At 64.2% G+C, this 16,284-nt stretch carries 11 protein-coding genes; 7 read left to right on the top strand and 4 right to left on the bottom strand.

The genetic code is table 11. The features are described from left to right. Window positions 1-127 precede the first annotated feature (127 nt). From QCE58_RS19295 to QCE58_RS19280, 4 genes are all read left to right on the top strand, one after another. On the top strand, window positions 128-1,144 hold the full coding sequence (locus QCE58_RS19295) for an ABC transporter substrate-binding protein (protein WP_008347733.1): 1,017 nt from the start codon (window positions 128-130) through the stop codon (window positions 1,142-1,144). 71 nt (window positions 1,145-1,215) lie between these two features. Next, window positions 1,216-2,778 (top strand): sugar ABC transporter ATP-binding protein, encoded by a 1,563-nt coding sequence (locus tag QCE58_RS19290; RefSeq protein ID WP_008347732.1) that lies wholly within the window; start codon window positions 1,216-1,218, stop codon window positions 2,776-2,778. Then, window positions 2,768-3,748: an ABC transporter permease gene (locus tag QCE58_RS19285; RefSeq protein WP_008347730.1), complete on the top strand. Its 981-nt coding sequence runs from the start codon at window positions 2,768-2,770 to the stop codon at window positions 3,746-3,748. The genes QCE58_RS19290 and QCE58_RS19285 overlap by 11 nt, the downstream gene beginning before the upstream one ends. Window positions 3,749-3,756: 8 nt before the next feature. Then, window positions 3,757-4,710, top strand: a complete 954-nt coding sequence (locus QCE58_RS19280) for an ABC transporter permease (RefSeq protein ID WP_309780080.1) — start codon at window positions 3,757-3,759, stop codon at window positions 4,708-4,710. 111 nt (window positions 4,711-4,821) lie between these two features. Here QCE58_RS19280 and QCE58_RS19275 read toward each other — a convergent pair whose 3' ends face one another. Then, on the bottom strand, window positions 4,822-6,243 hold the full coding sequence (locus tag QCE58_RS19275; RefSeq protein WP_008347726.1) for an MFS transporter: 1,422 nt from the start codon (window positions 6,241-6,243) through the stop codon (window positions 4,822-4,824). Between the two features lie 278 nt (window positions 6,244-6,521). After that, entirely contained in the window at window positions 6,522-6,776 is a 255-nt protein-coding gene (locus QCE58_RS19270) for a DUF6723 family protein (protein ID WP_008347724.1), read from the bottom strand. 294 nt (window positions 6,777-7,070) lie between these two features. Here QCE58_RS19270 and QCE58_RS19265 point away from each other — a divergent pair, with 294 nt between their 5' ends. Continuing rightward, window positions 7,071-11,942, top strand: coding sequence for a response regulator (locus tag QCE58_RS19265; protein ID WP_250522252.1), 4,872 nt, complete (start codon window positions 7,071-7,073; stop codon window positions 11,940-11,942). Between the two features lie 105 nt (window positions 11,943-12,047). On the opposite strand, the gene QCE58_RS19260 is transcribed toward QCE58_RS19265, so the two are convergent. Next, window positions 12,048-13,166: a 3-deoxy-7-phosphoheptulonate synthase gene (locus QCE58_RS19260; RefSeq protein WP_284502609.1), complete on the bottom strand. Its 1,119-nt coding sequence runs from the start codon at window positions 13,164-13,166 to the stop codon at window positions 12,048-12,050. A gap of 177 nt (window positions 13,167-13,343) precedes the next feature. Here QCE58_RS19260 and QCE58_RS19255 point away from each other — a divergent pair, with 177 nt between their 5' ends. Both QCE58_RS19255 and QCE58_RS19250 read left to right on the top strand, forming a co-directional pair. Continuing rightward, window positions 13,344-14,018: an HAD family hydrolase gene (locus tag QCE58_RS19255; RefSeq protein WP_309780076.1), complete on the top strand. Its 675-nt coding sequence runs from the start codon at window positions 13,344-13,346 to the stop codon at window positions 14,016-14,018. Between the two features lie 13 nt (window positions 14,019-14,031). Further along, window positions 14,032-15,060 (top strand): aldose epimerase family protein, encoded by a 1,029-nt coding sequence (locus tag QCE58_RS19250; RefSeq protein WP_250503581.1) that lies wholly within the window; start codon window positions 14,032-14,034, stop codon window positions 15,058-15,060. A gap of 7 nt (window positions 15,061-15,067) precedes the next feature. On the opposite strand, the gene QCE58_RS19245 is transcribed toward QCE58_RS19250, so the two are convergent. Beyond that, window positions 15,068-16,204: a porin gene (locus tag QCE58_RS19245; protein WP_250522251.1), complete on the bottom strand. Its 1,137-nt coding sequence runs from the start codon at window positions 16,202-16,204 to the stop codon at window positions 15,068-15,070. Window positions 16,205-16,284 lie beyond the last annotated feature (80 nt).

Here is a 16,284-nt window from a genome sequence, read left to right as displayed (position 1 = left end):
ATGCGCTGAAGCAATCGCCGCATTCGCACGGAACGCGGTACGCAGTTTGACTCTCGCAGCAGGCAGACCGGGCAACACCAAGCATCGGCGTCATTAGAAAAAGCCTAACCATTCAATGGAGGAAGACATGCTGTCATTAGATAAGAAATCGCGCCTGGGCCTGCGCCCGCTCGCTGCCGCACTGACCGCCCTGACCGCACTCACGCTCGCGGCCGGCTTCACCGCCGCCCACGCCGCCGACGACGGCCTGCCGAAGATCCCGAACAAGAAGCCGTTGAAGGTCGGCTTTGCGCAGACCGAGAGCAATAATCCGTGGCGTCTCGCGGAGACGAAGAGCTTCAAGGACATCGCGGCGAAATGCGGCTGGCAGATGGTCATGACCGACGCCAACAGTTCCGCGGCGAAGCAGGTCTCGGACATCCAGAGCATGATCGCGCAGCACGTCGATCTGCTCGTCTTCCCGCCGCGCGAGGAAAAGCCGCTCGTGCCGGTCGTGATGCAGGCGAAGAAAGCGGGCATTCCCGTGATTCTGGTCGACCGCAACATCGATCAGTCGATGGCGAAGGCGGGCAAGGACTACATCACGTTCATCGGCTCGGACTTCATCGATCAGGGTCAGCGCGCCGCCGACTGGCTCGTGAAGGCGACCAACGGCAAGGCGACCATCATCGAGCTGGAAGGCTCGACGGGCGCGTCCGCCGCGAACGATCGCAAGAAAGGCTTCGACGATGTCATCGCGAAGAATCCCGGCATGAAGATCGTTGCGTCGCAAAGCGGCGACTTCGCGCGCGACAAGGGCCGTCAGGTGATGGAGACGCTCTTGCAGGCGCATCCCGACGTGACCGCGGTCTACGCGCACAACGACGAAATGGCGCTCGGCGCGATCGCGGCGATCAAGGCGGCGGGCAAGCAGCCGGGCAAGGATATCGTTCTCGTGACGATCGACGGCACCAAGGGCGGCCTCGAAGCGATCAAGGCGGGCGAGCTCGGCGCGAGCGTGCAATCCAGCCCGTTCTTCGGACCGCTCGCATGCGACGTCGCGCAGAAGTACGCGAAGGGCGAAACGGTGCCGCCGTGGGTGAAGGTCTCGGATCGCTTCTACGACAAGAGCAACGTCGACGCAAGCATGCAGTACGGGTACTGAGCGAAGTGTGTGTGTGACTTGCGGGCGTCTGATCGGAGGCGCTCGCTTTTTCATTTCGACGGATATCACGCATGGCTCAGACTCCCCTTCTCGACATGCAGGACATCGATATCGCGTTCGGCGGCGTCGCTGCGTTGAAGCGCGCGCGCCTGACCGTCGCAGCGGGCGAAGTGCACGCGCTCATCGGCCAGAACGGCGCGGGCAAGTCCACGCTCATCAAGATTCTCACGGGCGCGTATCGCAAGAGCGCGGGCACGATTCGCTTCGATGGCCGCGAAGTCGATTTCCGCACGCCGAAGGAAGCGCGCGAAGCGGGCATCAGCACGATCTATCAGGAGATCAATCTCGTGCCTTTCCGCTCCGTCGCGGAAAACATCTTTCTCGGGCGCGAGCCGCGCCGTTTCGGTCTCATCGACTGGAAGATAGTGCAACGGCGTGCGAGCGAATTGCTCGAATCGTTCGGATTGCGTATCGATGTGAGAAAGCCCGTGCGCGACTATTCCACCGCGATTCAGCAGATGGTCGCGCTCGCGCGCGCGGTGTCGTCGGATGCGAAGATGGTCATCATGGATGAATCGACGTCCTCGCTCGACGAGCGCGAAGTCGAGCTGCTCTTCACCGTCGTGCGCCGCTTGCGCGACGACGGGCGCGCGGTCATCTTCGTCTCGCATCGGCTCGATGAACTCTATGCGCTGTGCGATCGCGTCACCGTGATGCGCGACGGCCAGACCGTCGCCGAAAACACGATGCAGCAGATGGACAAGCTGAAGCTCGTCACGACGATGCTCGGCCGCACGCTCGCCGCCGTCGTGCATGAAGACAGCGCGGTGAAGGAAGCGAATCTCGCGAAGCGCGGTCCGGTCGCGCTCGCGGCGCAAGGGCTCGCGGCGGGCGCGAAGGTCACGGACGTATCGCTCGATGTTCACGCGGGCGAAGCGGTCGGCCTCGCGGGCCTGCTCGGCTCGGGCCGCACGGAAACGATGCGCCTGCTCTTCGGCGCGGATCGCCCGGCGAAAGGAACGCTCGATATAAACGGCGAGCCAGCATCGTTCAAATCGCCGAAAGATGCGATCGCGCGCGGCGTCGCGTATCTGACGGAAGATCGCAAGGCCGAAGGCATCGTGCCGGAGCTTTCCGTGCGCGACAACCTCACGCTCGTCTGCCTGCCTGCGCTGACGAAACGCGGCGTCGTCGATGTCGCGAAGCAGCGCGAGATCGTCGATGGCTTCATCGAATCGCTCGGCATCAAGCTACGCTCGCCCGATCAGCCGATACGCGAACTTTCCGGCGGCAATCAGCAGAAGGTGCTGCTCGCGCGCTGGCTCGCGACGCACCCTCGCCTCTTGCTGCTCGACGAGCCCACGCGCGGCATCGACGTGGGCGCGAAAGCCGACGTCGCGAAGATCGTGCGCGAATTGCGCGATGCCGGCATGGCGGTGCTGCTGTCCGCATCGGAACTGGAAGAACTCACGGCAGTGGCGGATCGCGCAGTCGTGATCCGCGACGGCGAAACGGTCGCACAACTAGACGGCGCGCAGATGAACGAGGCGTCGATCATGGATGCGATCGCGTATGGCGCGGGCGCCGAGTCGACGCTCGCCGAGGCGGTAGAGGAAGCGAAACATGATCGATGATACGCAACGGGCCGCGCCGATCGTGCAGGCATCGGCAAAGAAGAAGCGTGGCGTGGCGATTCAGCGCGAAGTCGCCGTGCTGCTCGCGATGATCGTCTTCAATCTGATCTTCACGCAGCACTTCGTTTCGCTGCAGACGTTCAACGTGAATCTCACGCAAGTGGTGACGATCGTGATCGTCGGCATCGGCATGACGCTCGTCGTCGCGACGGGCGGCATCGACCTGTCCGTGGGCGCGTCGATGGCGATAGCCGGTGCGCTCGCGCCGATGCTCTTCATGAACATCGACGGGCCGCTCGGCATCGTGCTTGCGTTCACGCTGCCGATCGTCGCCGCCGCGTTATGCGGCGTCTTCAACGGCTTTCTCGTGACGCGACTGAACGTGCAGCCGATCGTCGCGACGCTCGTGCTCTTCATCGCGGGCCGCGGCATCGCGCAAGTCGTCACCGATGGGAGCCTTCAGGCGTTCACGAATCCCGCGTTTCAATGGATCGCGCTCGGCAAGATCGCGGGCGTGCCGTTCCAGATTCTCCTGATGCTCGTGCTCGTCGCACTCTTTACGTGGATCGTGCGCAAGACGCTGTTCGGCAAGTTCCTGCTCGTGACGGGCGGCAATGAGGACGCCGCGTATCTCTCGGGCATTCCGACCGCGCGCGTGAAGATGATCGCGTACACCGTATGCGCGGCGCTCGCCGGGCTAGCTGGGCTGATTTCGATCTCGGTGAATTCGTCGTCGGATGCGAATGTCGTCGGTCTCGGCGTGGAGCTCGATGCGATCGCGGCGGTCGCGGTCGGCGGCACCGCGTTGACGGGCGGCAAGGCGTATATCACGGGCACGCTGATCGGCGCGCTCATCATCCAGTTGCTGCGTTATACGCTGCTCGCGCACGGCATTCCGGATGCCGCCGCGCTGGTGCTGAAGGCCGCGATCATCATCGTCGCGGTGTACGTGCAACGCAAGCGAGGTTGAACGTCGACATGAAAAAGAACTTGCCGATTCTCATCGCGCTCGCGGCGCTGCTCGTGCTCGGCGTCATGCGTTACGAACATTTCGCGGACGCGTACAACATCACGTCGTTCTGGCGATACAACTCGATGTTCCTGCTGATCTCGATCGGCATGGCGTTCGTCATCATCACGGGCGGCATCGATCTGTCCGTCGGCGCGGTGGCCGCGCTCGCGAGCGTGGTGTCGGCGCTGGCGAGCCCGCATGGCGGGCTCGCCGCGGTGCTTGCCGGCTCGTTCGCGGGACTCGCGGTGGGCGTGCTCAACGGGCTCGTCATCACGCATATGCGGATCCTGCCGTTCATCGTCACGCTCGCGACGAGTCTCGGCGCGCATGGGCTTGCGTTGCTGCTCGGGCATAACGACGCGGTCGGCATTTCATCGGATTCGAACTTCGCCGCATTCGGTCAGGGCGATCTGTTCGGCTTGCCGATACCGGGCATCGTGTCGGCGCTGACCGCGTTTGCCGGATGGATCGCGCTGCGCAGTTCGCGCTTCGGGCGGCATGCGCTCGCCATCGGCGGAAGTGAGGAAGCGTCGCGGCTGATGGGCTTGAACGTGGACCGCACGCTGGTCATGGTGTATGCGCTGAGCGGCTTGCTTGCGGGCATCGCCGGTGCGATTCTGGCCGCGCAGTTCGGCGCGGGACAGCCGAATGAAGGCGTCGGATGGGAGTTGTTCGCGATTTCCGCGGTCGTGCTCGGTGGCACGCGGCTGACCGGCGGCGATGGGTCCATCGCGATGACCGTCGCGGGCGTCGCGTTGCTCGGGCTCGTGTTCAATCTGCTCAACTTCGAGAACGGGCTCGGGTTCATTTCGCTTTCCGCCTACTGGCAGTCGGTGATTCGCGGTGCGTTTCTACTGCTCGTGATCTTGCTGCAGGCGCGGGTTTTGAGTGGGAACAATAAGGTGAAAGTGGCGCACTGAGGTTTGCTTTCTCTACGGTGGATTTCGCCGGATCCCGTTTTGCTTTCGGTTTATTAGCGTTGCCCCTGTGCTAATGGTCCAACGCGAAAACGGGATCCGGCGAAAAAAACATCAAGCATGCCGATGCTCGGGCAACACGTCATGCGCCATATCGTCCCGCTGCGTCCCGGCACCAGCACCAGTCCCGGCCCCAGGAATCCCCCGCCCGCGCAGCGAACACCCGACCGTCTCGGTAACGAACACCAACGCAACCGCGCCAACCGCACAAGCCCCCATCATGTAATACGCCGGCACCAGCGTGCTGCCTGTGCGTCCGATCAGCCAATCGGTGACCATCGGCGCGGTGCCGCCGAAGATCGACGTCGACACGTTATAGGCGATCGCCATCCCCGCATACCGCGCCTGCGTCGGGAACATCGCGGGAAACATCGCGGAGATGCTCGCGAGTTGCGGCACATACAGCAGCCCCAGCACCGCAAGCCCGATCAGCGCGCCGGCAATGCCATGGGTCATCAGCGAGAACATCGGCACGGCCGCGACGAAGATGCCGACGAGCGAAAGCCACCACACCTTCTTGCGTCCGATACGATCCGACAGCGCGCCCGCGAACGGCAGCAGCACCATCATCGACAGCATGCCGATGAGCGGCAGCAGCAGCGAGAGGTTGTCGCTCATGCCGAGCTCCTTCTTCATGAACGTCGGCATATAGGCGAGCAGCACGTAGTTCACGACGTTGAGCGCCACGACGAGCCCGCCGAGCTGCAAGAGCGGCTTCCAGTAGCTCGCGAACAGTTCGCCCAACGACACACCCGTCTGATGCTCTCGCTCCGCCGCTTCGGCGCATTCGCGAAACACCGGCGTGTCCTCCATCTTCGAGCGCAGATACAGTCCGATGAGACCGAGCGGCGCCGCGACGAGAAACGGCAGGCGCCATCCCCACGCGTGCATCGCGTCGTTGCCGAGCAGCACCGAGCAGCCGAGCATCAGGAACGCGCCGAGCGAAAAGCCCGCGAGCGTGCCGAATTCGAGAAAGCTGCCGCAAAAGCCGCGCTTGTGATCGGGCGCGTATTCGGCCATGAACGTGGCCGCGCCGCCATACTCGCCGCCCGTCGAGAAGCCCTGGATCATGCGCAACGCGACGAGCGCCACGGGCGCCCATATGCCGATGCTTCCATATGAAGGCAGCAAGCCGACGAGCAGCGTCGCCATCGACATGATGATGATGGTCAGCGCGAGCACATGCTTGCGGCCGAGACGATCGCCGAGCGGTCCCCAGAAGAGGCCGCCGAGCGGACGCACGAGAAACGAAATCGCGAACGTGGCGAGGGCGAAGAGCGTGGCTTGCGCGGTGCTGCCGGGAAAGAGCGCGGCCGAAATGTAGGTCAGGCCGTAGCTGTAGATGCCGTAGTCGAACCACTCGGTCGCATTGCCTATTGCCGAGGCGGCCATGGCGCGTCGTATCGGCGCGCGCGAGGGCGTCTCATCGGGCGCCGCGTGTTGACCCTGCCTCGTGGATGGTTGCACGTCACTCATAGTCGTCTTCCGGATGCGTCATGGACCCGGTGCTGCGCTCGAGTTCGCGCGCCATGCACCGCCTTGAGATCAAGATACAGACGCATGCCGCTTGCCTGGCATGTCCTAGGACGATGACGGCGCTGGGGTTTTCCCGAGCGCGCGGGCCATTCTTGCCGATCGTCTGTGGACTCGCCGGGGCTTCTTACCGCGCGGCTCGCAGCCTCGACGCGCTCACGGGGATGAGACGTTCCGCCTGCGTCGAAAGCGCATGTCATAGGACAATGCGCGAGCGCGGATCATGGCTCGGGATTGGCGAGATCCGCGGCGACGATGCGGTGGCCGAGCGCTTCGGCCGCCCGCCGCGCGTCCTCGCTCGATTCGAACGGGCCGATGGTCTCGCAGCCATCGAACGGATAGAGCACGCGCTTGTCGCGCTTTCTCACGACCTTCAGCGTGCCGATGTGCAGGCCCGTCGCATTCACCACATACGACGCGTAGATATCGAAGTCTTCGTGCGCGCCTGCGCCTGATGTCGAGGGGGCTTTAGGCATCGGTCTGGACATGGTTTCGCTTGATGTGATGCTGGCGCCTGACGGTCACGCGCACGTTATCGATTTGAGCGACACGTCCAGCAAATCCCGTGCCGCACTGTCCCGAACGCCTTGCAGGACGGGGCTGACGCGCGTGCGGCCATTGCAAGAAAATGGGTTTTCCGTGCGAGAATCCGGTATCGTTCGCACCCGCGTCCGGAAGCGCACATGAACGATTCGAACCCTACGACGGGCAGCGTCCCTGACAAACCTGCATCGCCCCATCGAGAGGCCGGGCGAGGAGATCAAGCGTCGATGAAAGCCGAAAACCTGATCGCGGATACGAGGATGAACGGGCTCGACCCGAGCTTCCTCCTGGGCGGCGGCGAAATGGGCGCGCTTATCCGCGGTTTCGACTGGACGCAGACCGCGCTCGGCTCGCCCGAAAACTGGCCGCAAAGTCTCAAGACGGCCATCCGCATCATGCTGACGTCGCGCCAGCCGATCTGGGTCGGCTGGGGGTCGGACCTGCTTTTCTTCTACAACGACGCGTACAAGTCGATCATCGGCGGCAAGCATCCGCATGCGCTCGGCCAGCCGACCTCGGTCGTGTGGCGCGAAATCTGGAACGATATCGGCCCGCTGCTCGACACGGCGCTCGCGGGCATCGAAGGGACATTCGTCGAACAGAAGCTCCTCATCATGGAGCGCAACGGCTTTCCCGAGGAAACGTATTACACGTTCTCCTATAGCCCGATTCCCGATGACCGCGGCGGCGCGGGCGGCATCATCTGCGCGAACAGCGACGACACGCAGCGCGTCCTCGGCGAACGTCAACTTAACGTGCTGCGCGAGCTGGCCGCATCGGCGGCGGATGCGCGCTCGTGGCGCGAGGCATGCGAACTGTCGATGAACGCGCTCTCAGGCGCATCGCGCGACATGCCCTTCGCGCTGCTCTACATCGCCGAGCCGGGCGGCGACATGGCGACGCTCGCCGGAGCGTGCGGCATCGCGCCGGGCCATGCCGCCGCGCCCGCAACGCTGCATGCGTCGCACGCGGAGCTGTGGCCGTTTCAAAGCGTGCTGCGCGACGGCCAGGCGCGCGTGGTGACGAACCTCGAACGCCTCGTCGATGCGCCGTTGCCGACCGGCGCGTGGAACGTCGCGCCTTCGAGCGCGGTGCTCGTGCCCATCGCGCCTTCGGGCGAGACGGGCCGCGCGGGCATGCTGATCGCGGCGTTGAACCCCTATCGGCTTTTCGACGACGCCTATCGCGCGTTCATGAATCTGGTCGCGGGCCAGATCGGCGCGGCGATCGGCTATGCGCACGCGTACGAGGAAGAGCGCCGCCGCGCCGAAGCGCTCGCCGAAATCGACCGCGCGAAAACCACGTTCTTCTCCAACATCAGCCACGAGTTCAGGACACCGCTCACGCTTATGCTCGGTCCGCTCGAAGAACTGCTGGCCAGTCCCGGACGCGTAGGCCGCGAGGATTTGCGGCTCGTCGAGATCATGCATCGCAATGGCCTGCGGCTCCTGAAGCTCGTCAACGCGCTGCTGGATTTCTCGCGCATCGAGGCCGGGCGCATCGAGATGCATCGTCAGCCGACCGATATCGCCGTATTCACCGCCGAGCTCGCGTCGCTGTTTCGCTCGGCGATCGAAACGGCCGGCCTGCGCCTCGAGATCGATATCGCGCAGGCGCCGGTGATCGCGGACATCGACCGCGACATGTGGGAAAAGATCGTGATGAACCTGCTGTCGAACGCGTTCAAGTTCACGTTCGATGGCGCCATCCGCATCTCGCTGCACGCGAACGCCGATCGCAGCATCGAAATGAGCGTGCGCGATACCGGCATCGGCATTCCCGAAGACGAGCTCACGCGCGTGTTCGAGCGCTTCCATCGCGTGACGGGCGCGGCGGGCCGCTCGGTGGAAGGCAGCGGCATCGGCCTTGCGATGGTGCACGAGCTCGTCAAGCTGCACGGCGGCATGATCCGCGTGCAAAGCACGCTCGGCGAAGGCGCGTGCTTCACCGTCACGCTGCCCTCGTCGCGCGAATCGGCGTTCGATGCGCAAGCCGCGCCCCATGCCGAAGCGAGCATCCGCGCGCGCTCGTATGTCGATGCCGCCATGCGCTGGATGCCGGACGGAGAGCCGCCGGTCGTCGAAAGCGAGGAAGACGCGCCGCTCGGCGCGGACGCGGCCGACGACCCGGCGCTCGCCAATGCGTTGCCGGGCCGCGTGCTGATCGTCGACGACAACGCCGATCTGCGCGACTACATGCGCCGCATGCTGATCGCGGCGGGCCACGACGTGAACGTCGCCGCCGACGGCGAAGCCGCGCTCGCGATCGCGCGCGACGTGCGACCGGAAGTCATCGTCTCCGACGTGATGATGCCGCGCCTCGACGGCTTCGCGCTCGTGCGCGCGCTGCGCGAAGACGAAGCGCTGCGCGAAACGCCTGTCGTGCTGCTCTCGGCGCGCGCGGGCGAGGAAGCGCGCGTCGACGGCCTCGAAGCGGGCGCGGACGACTATCTGACCAAGCCCTTTTCCGCACGCGAACTGCTCGCGCGCGTGGCGAGCAATCTGCGGCTCGCGCGGCTGCGTCGCGCGACCGAACAGAAGCTGCGCGACGAATCGCGCACGCTGGAGATTCTCAATCGCGTCGGCACGGCGGTCGCGGGCGAACTCGATCTGAGCCGCGCGGTGCAGGTCGTCGTCGATGCCGCGACGGAGCTGACCGGCGCCGCCTTCGGCTCGTTCTTCTACAACGTGCTCGACGACAAGGGCGGCAGCTACACGCTCTACACCCTGTCGGGCGTGCCGAAGGATACGTTCGCCAAATTTCCGATGCCGCGCAACACGGCCGTATTCGGTCCGACGTTCGCGGGCGAAGGCATCGTGCGCTCGGACGACATCACGAAAGATCCGCGCTATGGACACAACGCGCCGCATCACGGCATGCCGAAGGGCCATCTCGCCGTGTGCAGCTATCTCGCCGCGCCGGTCCTCTCGCGCACGGGCGAAGTGCTCGGCGGGCTGTTCTTCGGGCATCCCGAGCCGGGCGTCTTCACGGAGCGCTCGGAGCGCATTCTGACGGGCATCGCGTCGCAAGCGGCGATCGCCATCGACAATGCACGGCTCTTTCAGGCCGCGCAGGACGAGATCGCCCAGCGCACGAAGGCGCAGGACGCGCTGCGCGATCTGAACGAAACGCTGGAACGCCGCGTCGCGGATGCCGTCGCGGATCGCGATCGTTTGTGGGAGTTGAGCGAAGATCTGTTCTTCGTCGCGAGCTTCGAGGGCGCGCTGCTGCGCGTGAGTCCTTCATGGACGACGGTGCTCGGCTTCGACTCGCAGCGCCTGCATTCGCACACGGTGATGGACCTCCTTCATCCCGACGACGCGCCCGCCGCCGCCGAGGAACTCGGCAAGCTGCGCGCGAACGGCTTGCCGGTGCGCTACGAATGCCGGATGAACCGTTCGGACGGCGGCTGGCGCTGGATCGCGTGGACCGTATCGCTCGATCCGGCCACGCGGCGCATTCATGGCGTGGGCCGCGACGTCACATCCGACCGCGAAACCGCCGACGCGCTGCGCCACGCCGAAGAAGCGCTGCGCATGGCGCAAAAGATGGAAGCCATCGGCAAACTGACGGGCGGCGTCGCGCACGACTTCAACAATCTGCTGCAGGTGATCGGCGGCAATCTGCAATTGCTCGCGAAAGACGTCGCCGGACAGGACAAGCCCGAGCAGCGCGTGCGAAGCGCGCTCGCGGGCGTCGCGCGCGGCGCGAATCTCGCGTCGCAATTGCTCGCGTTCGGCCGACGCCAGCCGCTCGCGCCGAAGGTCGTGAATCTGGGCCGCTTCGTGCGCGGCCTCGACGACATGTTCCGCCGTGCGCTCGGCGATGGCATCGAGATCGAAACCATCGTGTCGGGCGGATTGTGGAATACGCTCGTCGATCCATTCCAGGTCGAGAACGCGCTGCTCAATCTCGCGATCAACGCACGCGACGCGATGAACGGTCACGGCAAGCTCACGATCGAAGCCGGCAATGCATCGCTCGACGAAACCTACGCGATGCGCAACGCCGACGTCGCGCCCGGCCAGTACGTGATGGTCGCCGTGACCGACACCGGTTCGGGCATGTCGCCCGAAGTGCAGGAACGCGCGTTCGAACCGTTCTTCACGACCAAGCGCGAAGGACAAGGCACGGGCCTCGGCCTTTCGATGGTGTACGGCTTCGTCAAGCAGTCCGGCGGCCACGTGAAGGTGTACAGCGAGCAAGGGCACGGTACGACGGTGCGTATCTATCTGCCGCGCGCGCGCGAGGAAGAGGATATCGAAACGACCATCGATGCCGGTCCGGCCAAGGGCGGCAGCGAGACCATTCTCGTCGTCGAGGACGATGAGGAAGTGCGCGCGACCGTCGTCGAGATGCTCGCGGATCTGGGCTATCGCGTATTGCGGGCAAAGGACGCGCAGAGCGCGCTGGCGATCGTCGAAAGCGGCGTGCCCGTCGATCTGCTCTTCACCGATGTCGTGATGCCCGGCCCGCTGCGCAGCAACGAAATGGCGCGCAAGGCGCGTGAACGCGTGCCGGGTATCGCGGTGCTGTTCACGTCGGGCTATACGGACAACGCGATCGTGCATGCGGGGCGGCTCGACGAAGGCATCGATCTGCTGAGCAAGCCTTATACGCATGAGGCTTTGGCGCGCAAGGTGCGGCAGGTTCTGGGACAACGCATGAGGGCATCGGCGGGCGCGCCTGCCAGCGCCGATGTCAGCGTGCCGAGCGTCGCGCAAAACGATGCGCTCTCGCGAATGCGCGTGCTGTTCGTCGAAGATAACGAACTCGTGCGCGATAGCACCGCCGAATTGCTGCGCACCTTCGGGCTGGATCTGACGGAAGCGGGCAGCGTCGATGAAGCGCTGGCGCTCATGCGCGAGCATCGCTTCGAATTGCTGCTGACGGATGTGGATCTTGCCGGGCAGTCCGGCGTGGAACTGGCTATCGCGGCGTGCCGCAAAACGCCGGGACTGGGCGTCGTGTTCGTGACGGGCTACGACCTCGCGCTCAGCGAGGACGAGCGTCGCGCATTGCCGAAGTCGATTCAGTTGAAGAAGCCATTCGATCCGCTGGCGTTGCTCAATGCGCTGAATGCGGCGGTGGCGCGGTAGGGGCTTGTCACATCACGCGATCATCGAACTCCGATGCATCGCCCGTCGTCGCCGTGAATGCGGCGAACGGCAACGCTTCCCTTGCCGCGCCCACGGTTTTTGTCATCACCCCGCGCGGCGTTTTCTCACTGCTTGAGCGAGCAGTTCGAGCACAGGTTCGCTTTGCGTCCAGCCAAGGCATGCATCGGTGATCGATACGCCGTGCTTGAGCGGCACGCCCGGCTTCTGATCCTGACGGCCCTCTTCCAGATGACTCTCGATCATCACGCCGGTAATGCGCCGTTCGCCCGCCTCCAGTTGCCGCGCGATGTCCTGCGCGACATCGACCTGACGCAGATGCGACTTGTTCGAGTTGGCGTGCGAGCAATCGATCATCACCTGTTCGCGCTGGCCGAGCTTGGAGAGCGCGCCGCACGCCGCCGCGACGCTTTCGGCGTCGTAGTTCGGCCCCTTCTTGCCGCCGCGCAGAATGACGTGGCAGTCGTCGTTTCCGCGCGTCTCGAAGATCGCCGCCATGCCCATCTTTGTCATGCCCATGAACGCGTGGCTCGCGCGCGCCGCGACGATTGCGTCGGCGGCAACCTGCACGCCGCCATCGGTGCCGTTCTTGAAGCCGATTGGACAAGAAAGCCCCGACGCAAGCTGACGATGACTCTGGCTCTCCGTCGTGCGCGCGCCGATCGCGCCCCACGCGATGAGATCGGCGATGTATTGCGGGCTGAGCAGATCGAGGAACTCGGTGGCGGTAGGCAGACCGAGGCCGCTGATGTCGAGAAGCAGTTCGCGCGCGCGGCGCAGTCCTTCGTTGATGCGGAAGCTGCCATCGAGACGCGGATCGTTGATATAGCCCTTCCAGCCTACCGTCGTGCGCGGCTTTTCGAAGTACACGCGCATCACGATGAAGAGATCGTTACGCAGTTCGTACGCCACTTTCTTCAGACGCTCTGCGTATTCCATCGCCTGATCGTGATCGTGGATGGAACACGGACCGATGACGACGACGAGCCTGTCATCGCGGCCATGCAGAATATTCGCAATGGCCGCGCGGCTTTCCTCGACGAGGGTCTGCACGCCGGGCGTGACCGGCAGTTCATCGAGCAGCAACGCGGGCGAGATCAGCGGACGCACCGCGCCGATGCGCGTATCGTCGATGCGGGTCGTGTCTTGCGTGGAGTCGGCCACGCCTGCCTCGTGATCGCGGGAGGGATTGTCGATGCGGGTCAAGATAGGCTCCGTGATGCGTAATTGATGCAAAATTCAGGGACTTCATGCGGCGATTCCGCGATATAACCGGCTCGCGGGCGCAAACATCCATTATCGCACCTGGAACAGCCTGTTCGCCCGATCGTGCGTATGATGAAGCGATACGACACGCCCGAACCCGATCAAAGGGAGCAGACCATGCGCATCGAAACAGCATTTCTAGTCGACCTCGACGGCACGCTCGTCGACAGCGTCTATCAACATGTGCTCGCGTGGAAAGAAGCGCTCGACGCCGAGGGCATCGAATTGTCGGTGTGGCGCATTCACCGCAAGATCGGCATGAGCGGCGGACTCTTCACCAATCAGTTACTGCGCGAGACGCACGGCGAGATCAGCGCGGATCGCGTCGAGCGGCTGCGTCAGTTGCATGCGGAGGCGTACAAGCGGCTGCGCGCGCAGGTGTGTCCGCTGCCCGGCGCGCGCGAATTGCTGCAAGCGTTGACGAACGCCGGCACGCGCTGGGCCATCGCGACGAGCGGGCGCATGGAAACCGCGCAGGTCAATCTCGAAGCATTGGGCGTCGATCCGTCGAAGCAAGTGGTCGTTACGCGCGACATGGTGAAGTACGCAAAGCCCGATCCGGATCTGTTCCTCGCCGCCGCCGAGCGTCTGAACGTGCCGATCGAGCATACGGTCGTCGTCGGCGACAGCATCTGGGACATGCTGGCCGCGCGCCGTTGCCGCTCGCTCGGCGTCGGCTTGCTGTCGGGCGGTTATGGCAGCGATGAACTCGAGCGCTCCGGCGCGTTGCGCGTGTATGAAGATCCAGCGGACTTACTGTTGCATCTCGATGAAGTCGCGGCGCGGCCATGAGATGATCTCGCGCATGACGACCTCTTCTTCCATCGACGTTCGCCCCTGGGGTGACGCGAATCTCTACACGTTGCGCAATGCATCGGGCATGTCTGTCGATATCAGCGACCTCGGCGCGACGCTCGTTTCATGGCTCGCGCCCGATCGCGATGGACATCTCGCCAATGTCCTGCTCGGTCACGACATGCCCGACGATTACCGCAACGGCAGCGCGTTCATGGGCGCGATCATCGGGCGCTGGGCGAATCGCATCCGCGATGCGCGCTTCGTGCTCGATGGCATCGCGCATCAGGCGGAGCGCAACGAAGGCGCGAATCTTCTGCATGGCGGCTCGGCGGGTTTTCATCGGCAGATGTGGCGTGTGCAGGCGGCGAACGGCGCGCTCGTCATGACGCTGCAATCGCCTGCGGGCGCTTCTGGCTTTCCCGGCAATGTGGATGTGACCGTGCGCTATGCGCTCGATGACGACGGCACGTTATCGATCGATTACGAAGCTCGCACCGATGCGCCGACGCCCATCAACCTGACCAATCACGCGTACTTCAATTTGAACGACGGCGCGAGCATTCGCGACCACGAGATATCGATTGCATCGGATACGTACTTCGCAATCGATGCGACCTCGATTCCAATCGCGCGCGAAAGCGTCGGGGACAGCGCGTTCGATTTGCGCGCGCCTGCATCGATCGGTACGCGTCTCGATGCGGTTCATCCGCAGCTCGCGATCGCGGGCGGCTTCGATCATTGCTACGTGTTGAGCGACCAAGCGAACGAACCGCGCACGGTCGCTGTGCTGTTCGATCCATCGAGCGGACGCGAACTGAGCGTGTCGACCGATGCGCGCGGCTTGCAGTTCTACTCGGGGAATTATCTGGAAGATGTGCCCGCGCGCGGCGGTTCGCGTTATCGCAAGCAGGCGGGACTGTGCCTGGAAGCGGGCGGCTTTCCCAACGAGATCAACATGCAAGACAGCGAGCGCGCTGTCTTGCGGCCCGGCGACGTGTATCGTCAGCGCACGCGCTATACATTGCGCGTGCGCTGAAGCGTCATCAGAAGATGTTGCGCAAGCCGATCGACACGCCGGTCTGATTCGAGCGGCCCGGCAGTTCGACATCCGCCGCGCCCGTCACCTTGTTGAAGTCCACGGTGCCGTAGACTTCCGTGCGCTTCGACAGCGCGTACTCCGCCAGCGCGACGCCCGTATAGCGATTGCCGCTGCCCGTCGCGCCGCCGCCGATGGCCGCGTTCTTCATGTGGTCGTAGTAGAACGCGCCCGTGAGCAACAGCGCCGGCGTGACCTGATAGGTGACGCCCGCGAACGGGCCATCGTCGCGACGGCCCGAGCCTTTCAAAATATCCGTGCCCGATACGAGGCCACGCTGTTGCAGGATGCTGTCGACGAAGCCGGTGTCATCGGTCGAATGCAGATAGCCGACATAGAGCTTCGCCGCGCCGATCGCATAGACCGCGTTCGCGTTCCAGATCTTCTGCTTGTTCGCGGCGTTGTCGCTGTTCTGCTGATAGCCGCCGCCGATGGACAGCGGGCCCATCGCATACGACGCCGTGAAGCCGTACATGTTGCCCGCGCCCATATGACCCGGAACCTGGCCCGAGAAGCCGCCCGCGCCCGTCGACGTATAGTTCGTGCCGAACGAGTACATCGCGCCGATCGTGAGGCCCGCGAACGTGCCGTTGTACTTGACGGCGTTATCCGCATAGAGACCCGCGCCCAACGCAACCGGCAACCATGCGTTCTCGAAGTAATTGCCGACCGTGAGCGGATCGTAGACGTCACCGAGCATGTCGAAGAGCGGCGTCTTCTGACGGCCGAGCGTCAGCGTGCCATATGGATTCGACAGGCCGACGAAAGCCGCGCGATTGAATGCGCGAGCGCTGTCGGAGTATTGGCCGTTTTCCAGTTCCACGCCGCTTTCCAGCTGGAAGATCGCTTTCAGGCCGCCGCCGAGATCTTCGACGCCTTTGAAGCCGATGCGGCTATTGGTAATGGCGCCGTTCGTCATGAACAGCTTGCCGTCGTTGTTGGCGTTGGCGTTCGTGAGGTAACGCACGCTGACATCGGCGACGCCGTACAGCGTGACCGAGCTTTGCGCGAATGCGGATTGACACGCGAGCGCGACGACCGACGCGCCGATGCCCGCGATGCCACGCGATGTGAATGTCTTCATGATGTATTGGGAGCGCGTATTCGTTAGCCGTTTTTCATGGCTTCGACGCGTCGCCTTTCAGATAACTGTCTTGGCTAAAG

It is taken from the genome of Caballeronia sp. LZ028 (assembly GCF_031451415.1).
GTDB classification, from domain to species: Bacteria; Pseudomonadota; Gammaproteobacteria; order Burkholderiales; family Burkholderiaceae; genus Caballeronia; species Caballeronia zhejiangensis.
Note: the sequence above shows the minus strand (reverse complement) of the source record. Positions and strands in the feature narration are given on the sequence as shown.

Excerpts from the sequence above, each read along its gene's own strand:
- QCE58_RS19295 (WP_008347733.1), top strand. The coding sequence starts at position 128 with ATGCTGTCATTAGATAAGAAATCGCGCCTGGGCCTGCGCCCGCTCGCT.
- QCE58_RS19290 (WP_008347732.1), top strand. The coding sequence starts at position 1,216 with ATGGCTCAGACTCCCCTTCTCGACATGCAGGACATCGATATCGCGTTC.
- QCE58_RS19285 (WP_008347730.1), top strand. The coding sequence starts at position 2,768 with ATGATCGATGATACGCAACGGGCCGCGCCGATCGTGCAGGCATCGGCA.
- QCE58_RS19280 (WP_309780080.1), top strand. The coding sequence starts at position 3,757 with ATGAAAAAGAACTTGCCGATTCTCATCGCGCTCGCGGCGCTGCTCGTG.
- QCE58_RS19275 (WP_008347726.1), bottom strand. The coding sequence starts at position 6,243 with ATGAGTGACGTGCAACCATCCACGAGGCAGGGTCAACACGCGGCGCCC.
- QCE58_RS19270 (WP_008347724.1), bottom strand. The coding sequence starts at position 6,776 with ATGCCTAAAGCCCCCTCGACATCAGGCGCAGGCGCGCACGAAGACTTC.
- QCE58_RS19265 (WP_250522252.1), top strand. The coding sequence starts at position 7,071 with ATGAAAGCCGAAAACCTGATCGCGGATACGAGGATGAACGGGCTCGAC.
- QCE58_RS19255 (WP_309780076.1), top strand. The coding sequence starts at position 13,344 with ATGCGCATCGAAACAGCATTTCTAGTCGACCTCGACGGCACGCTCGTC.
- QCE58_RS19250 (WP_250503581.1), top strand. The coding sequence starts at position 14,032 with ATGACGACCTCTTCTTCCATCGACGTTCGCCCCTGGGGTGACGCGAAT.
- QCE58_RS19245 (WP_250522251.1), bottom strand. The coding sequence starts at position 16,204 with ATGAAGACATTCACATCGCGTGGCATCGCGGGCATCGGCGCGTCGGTC.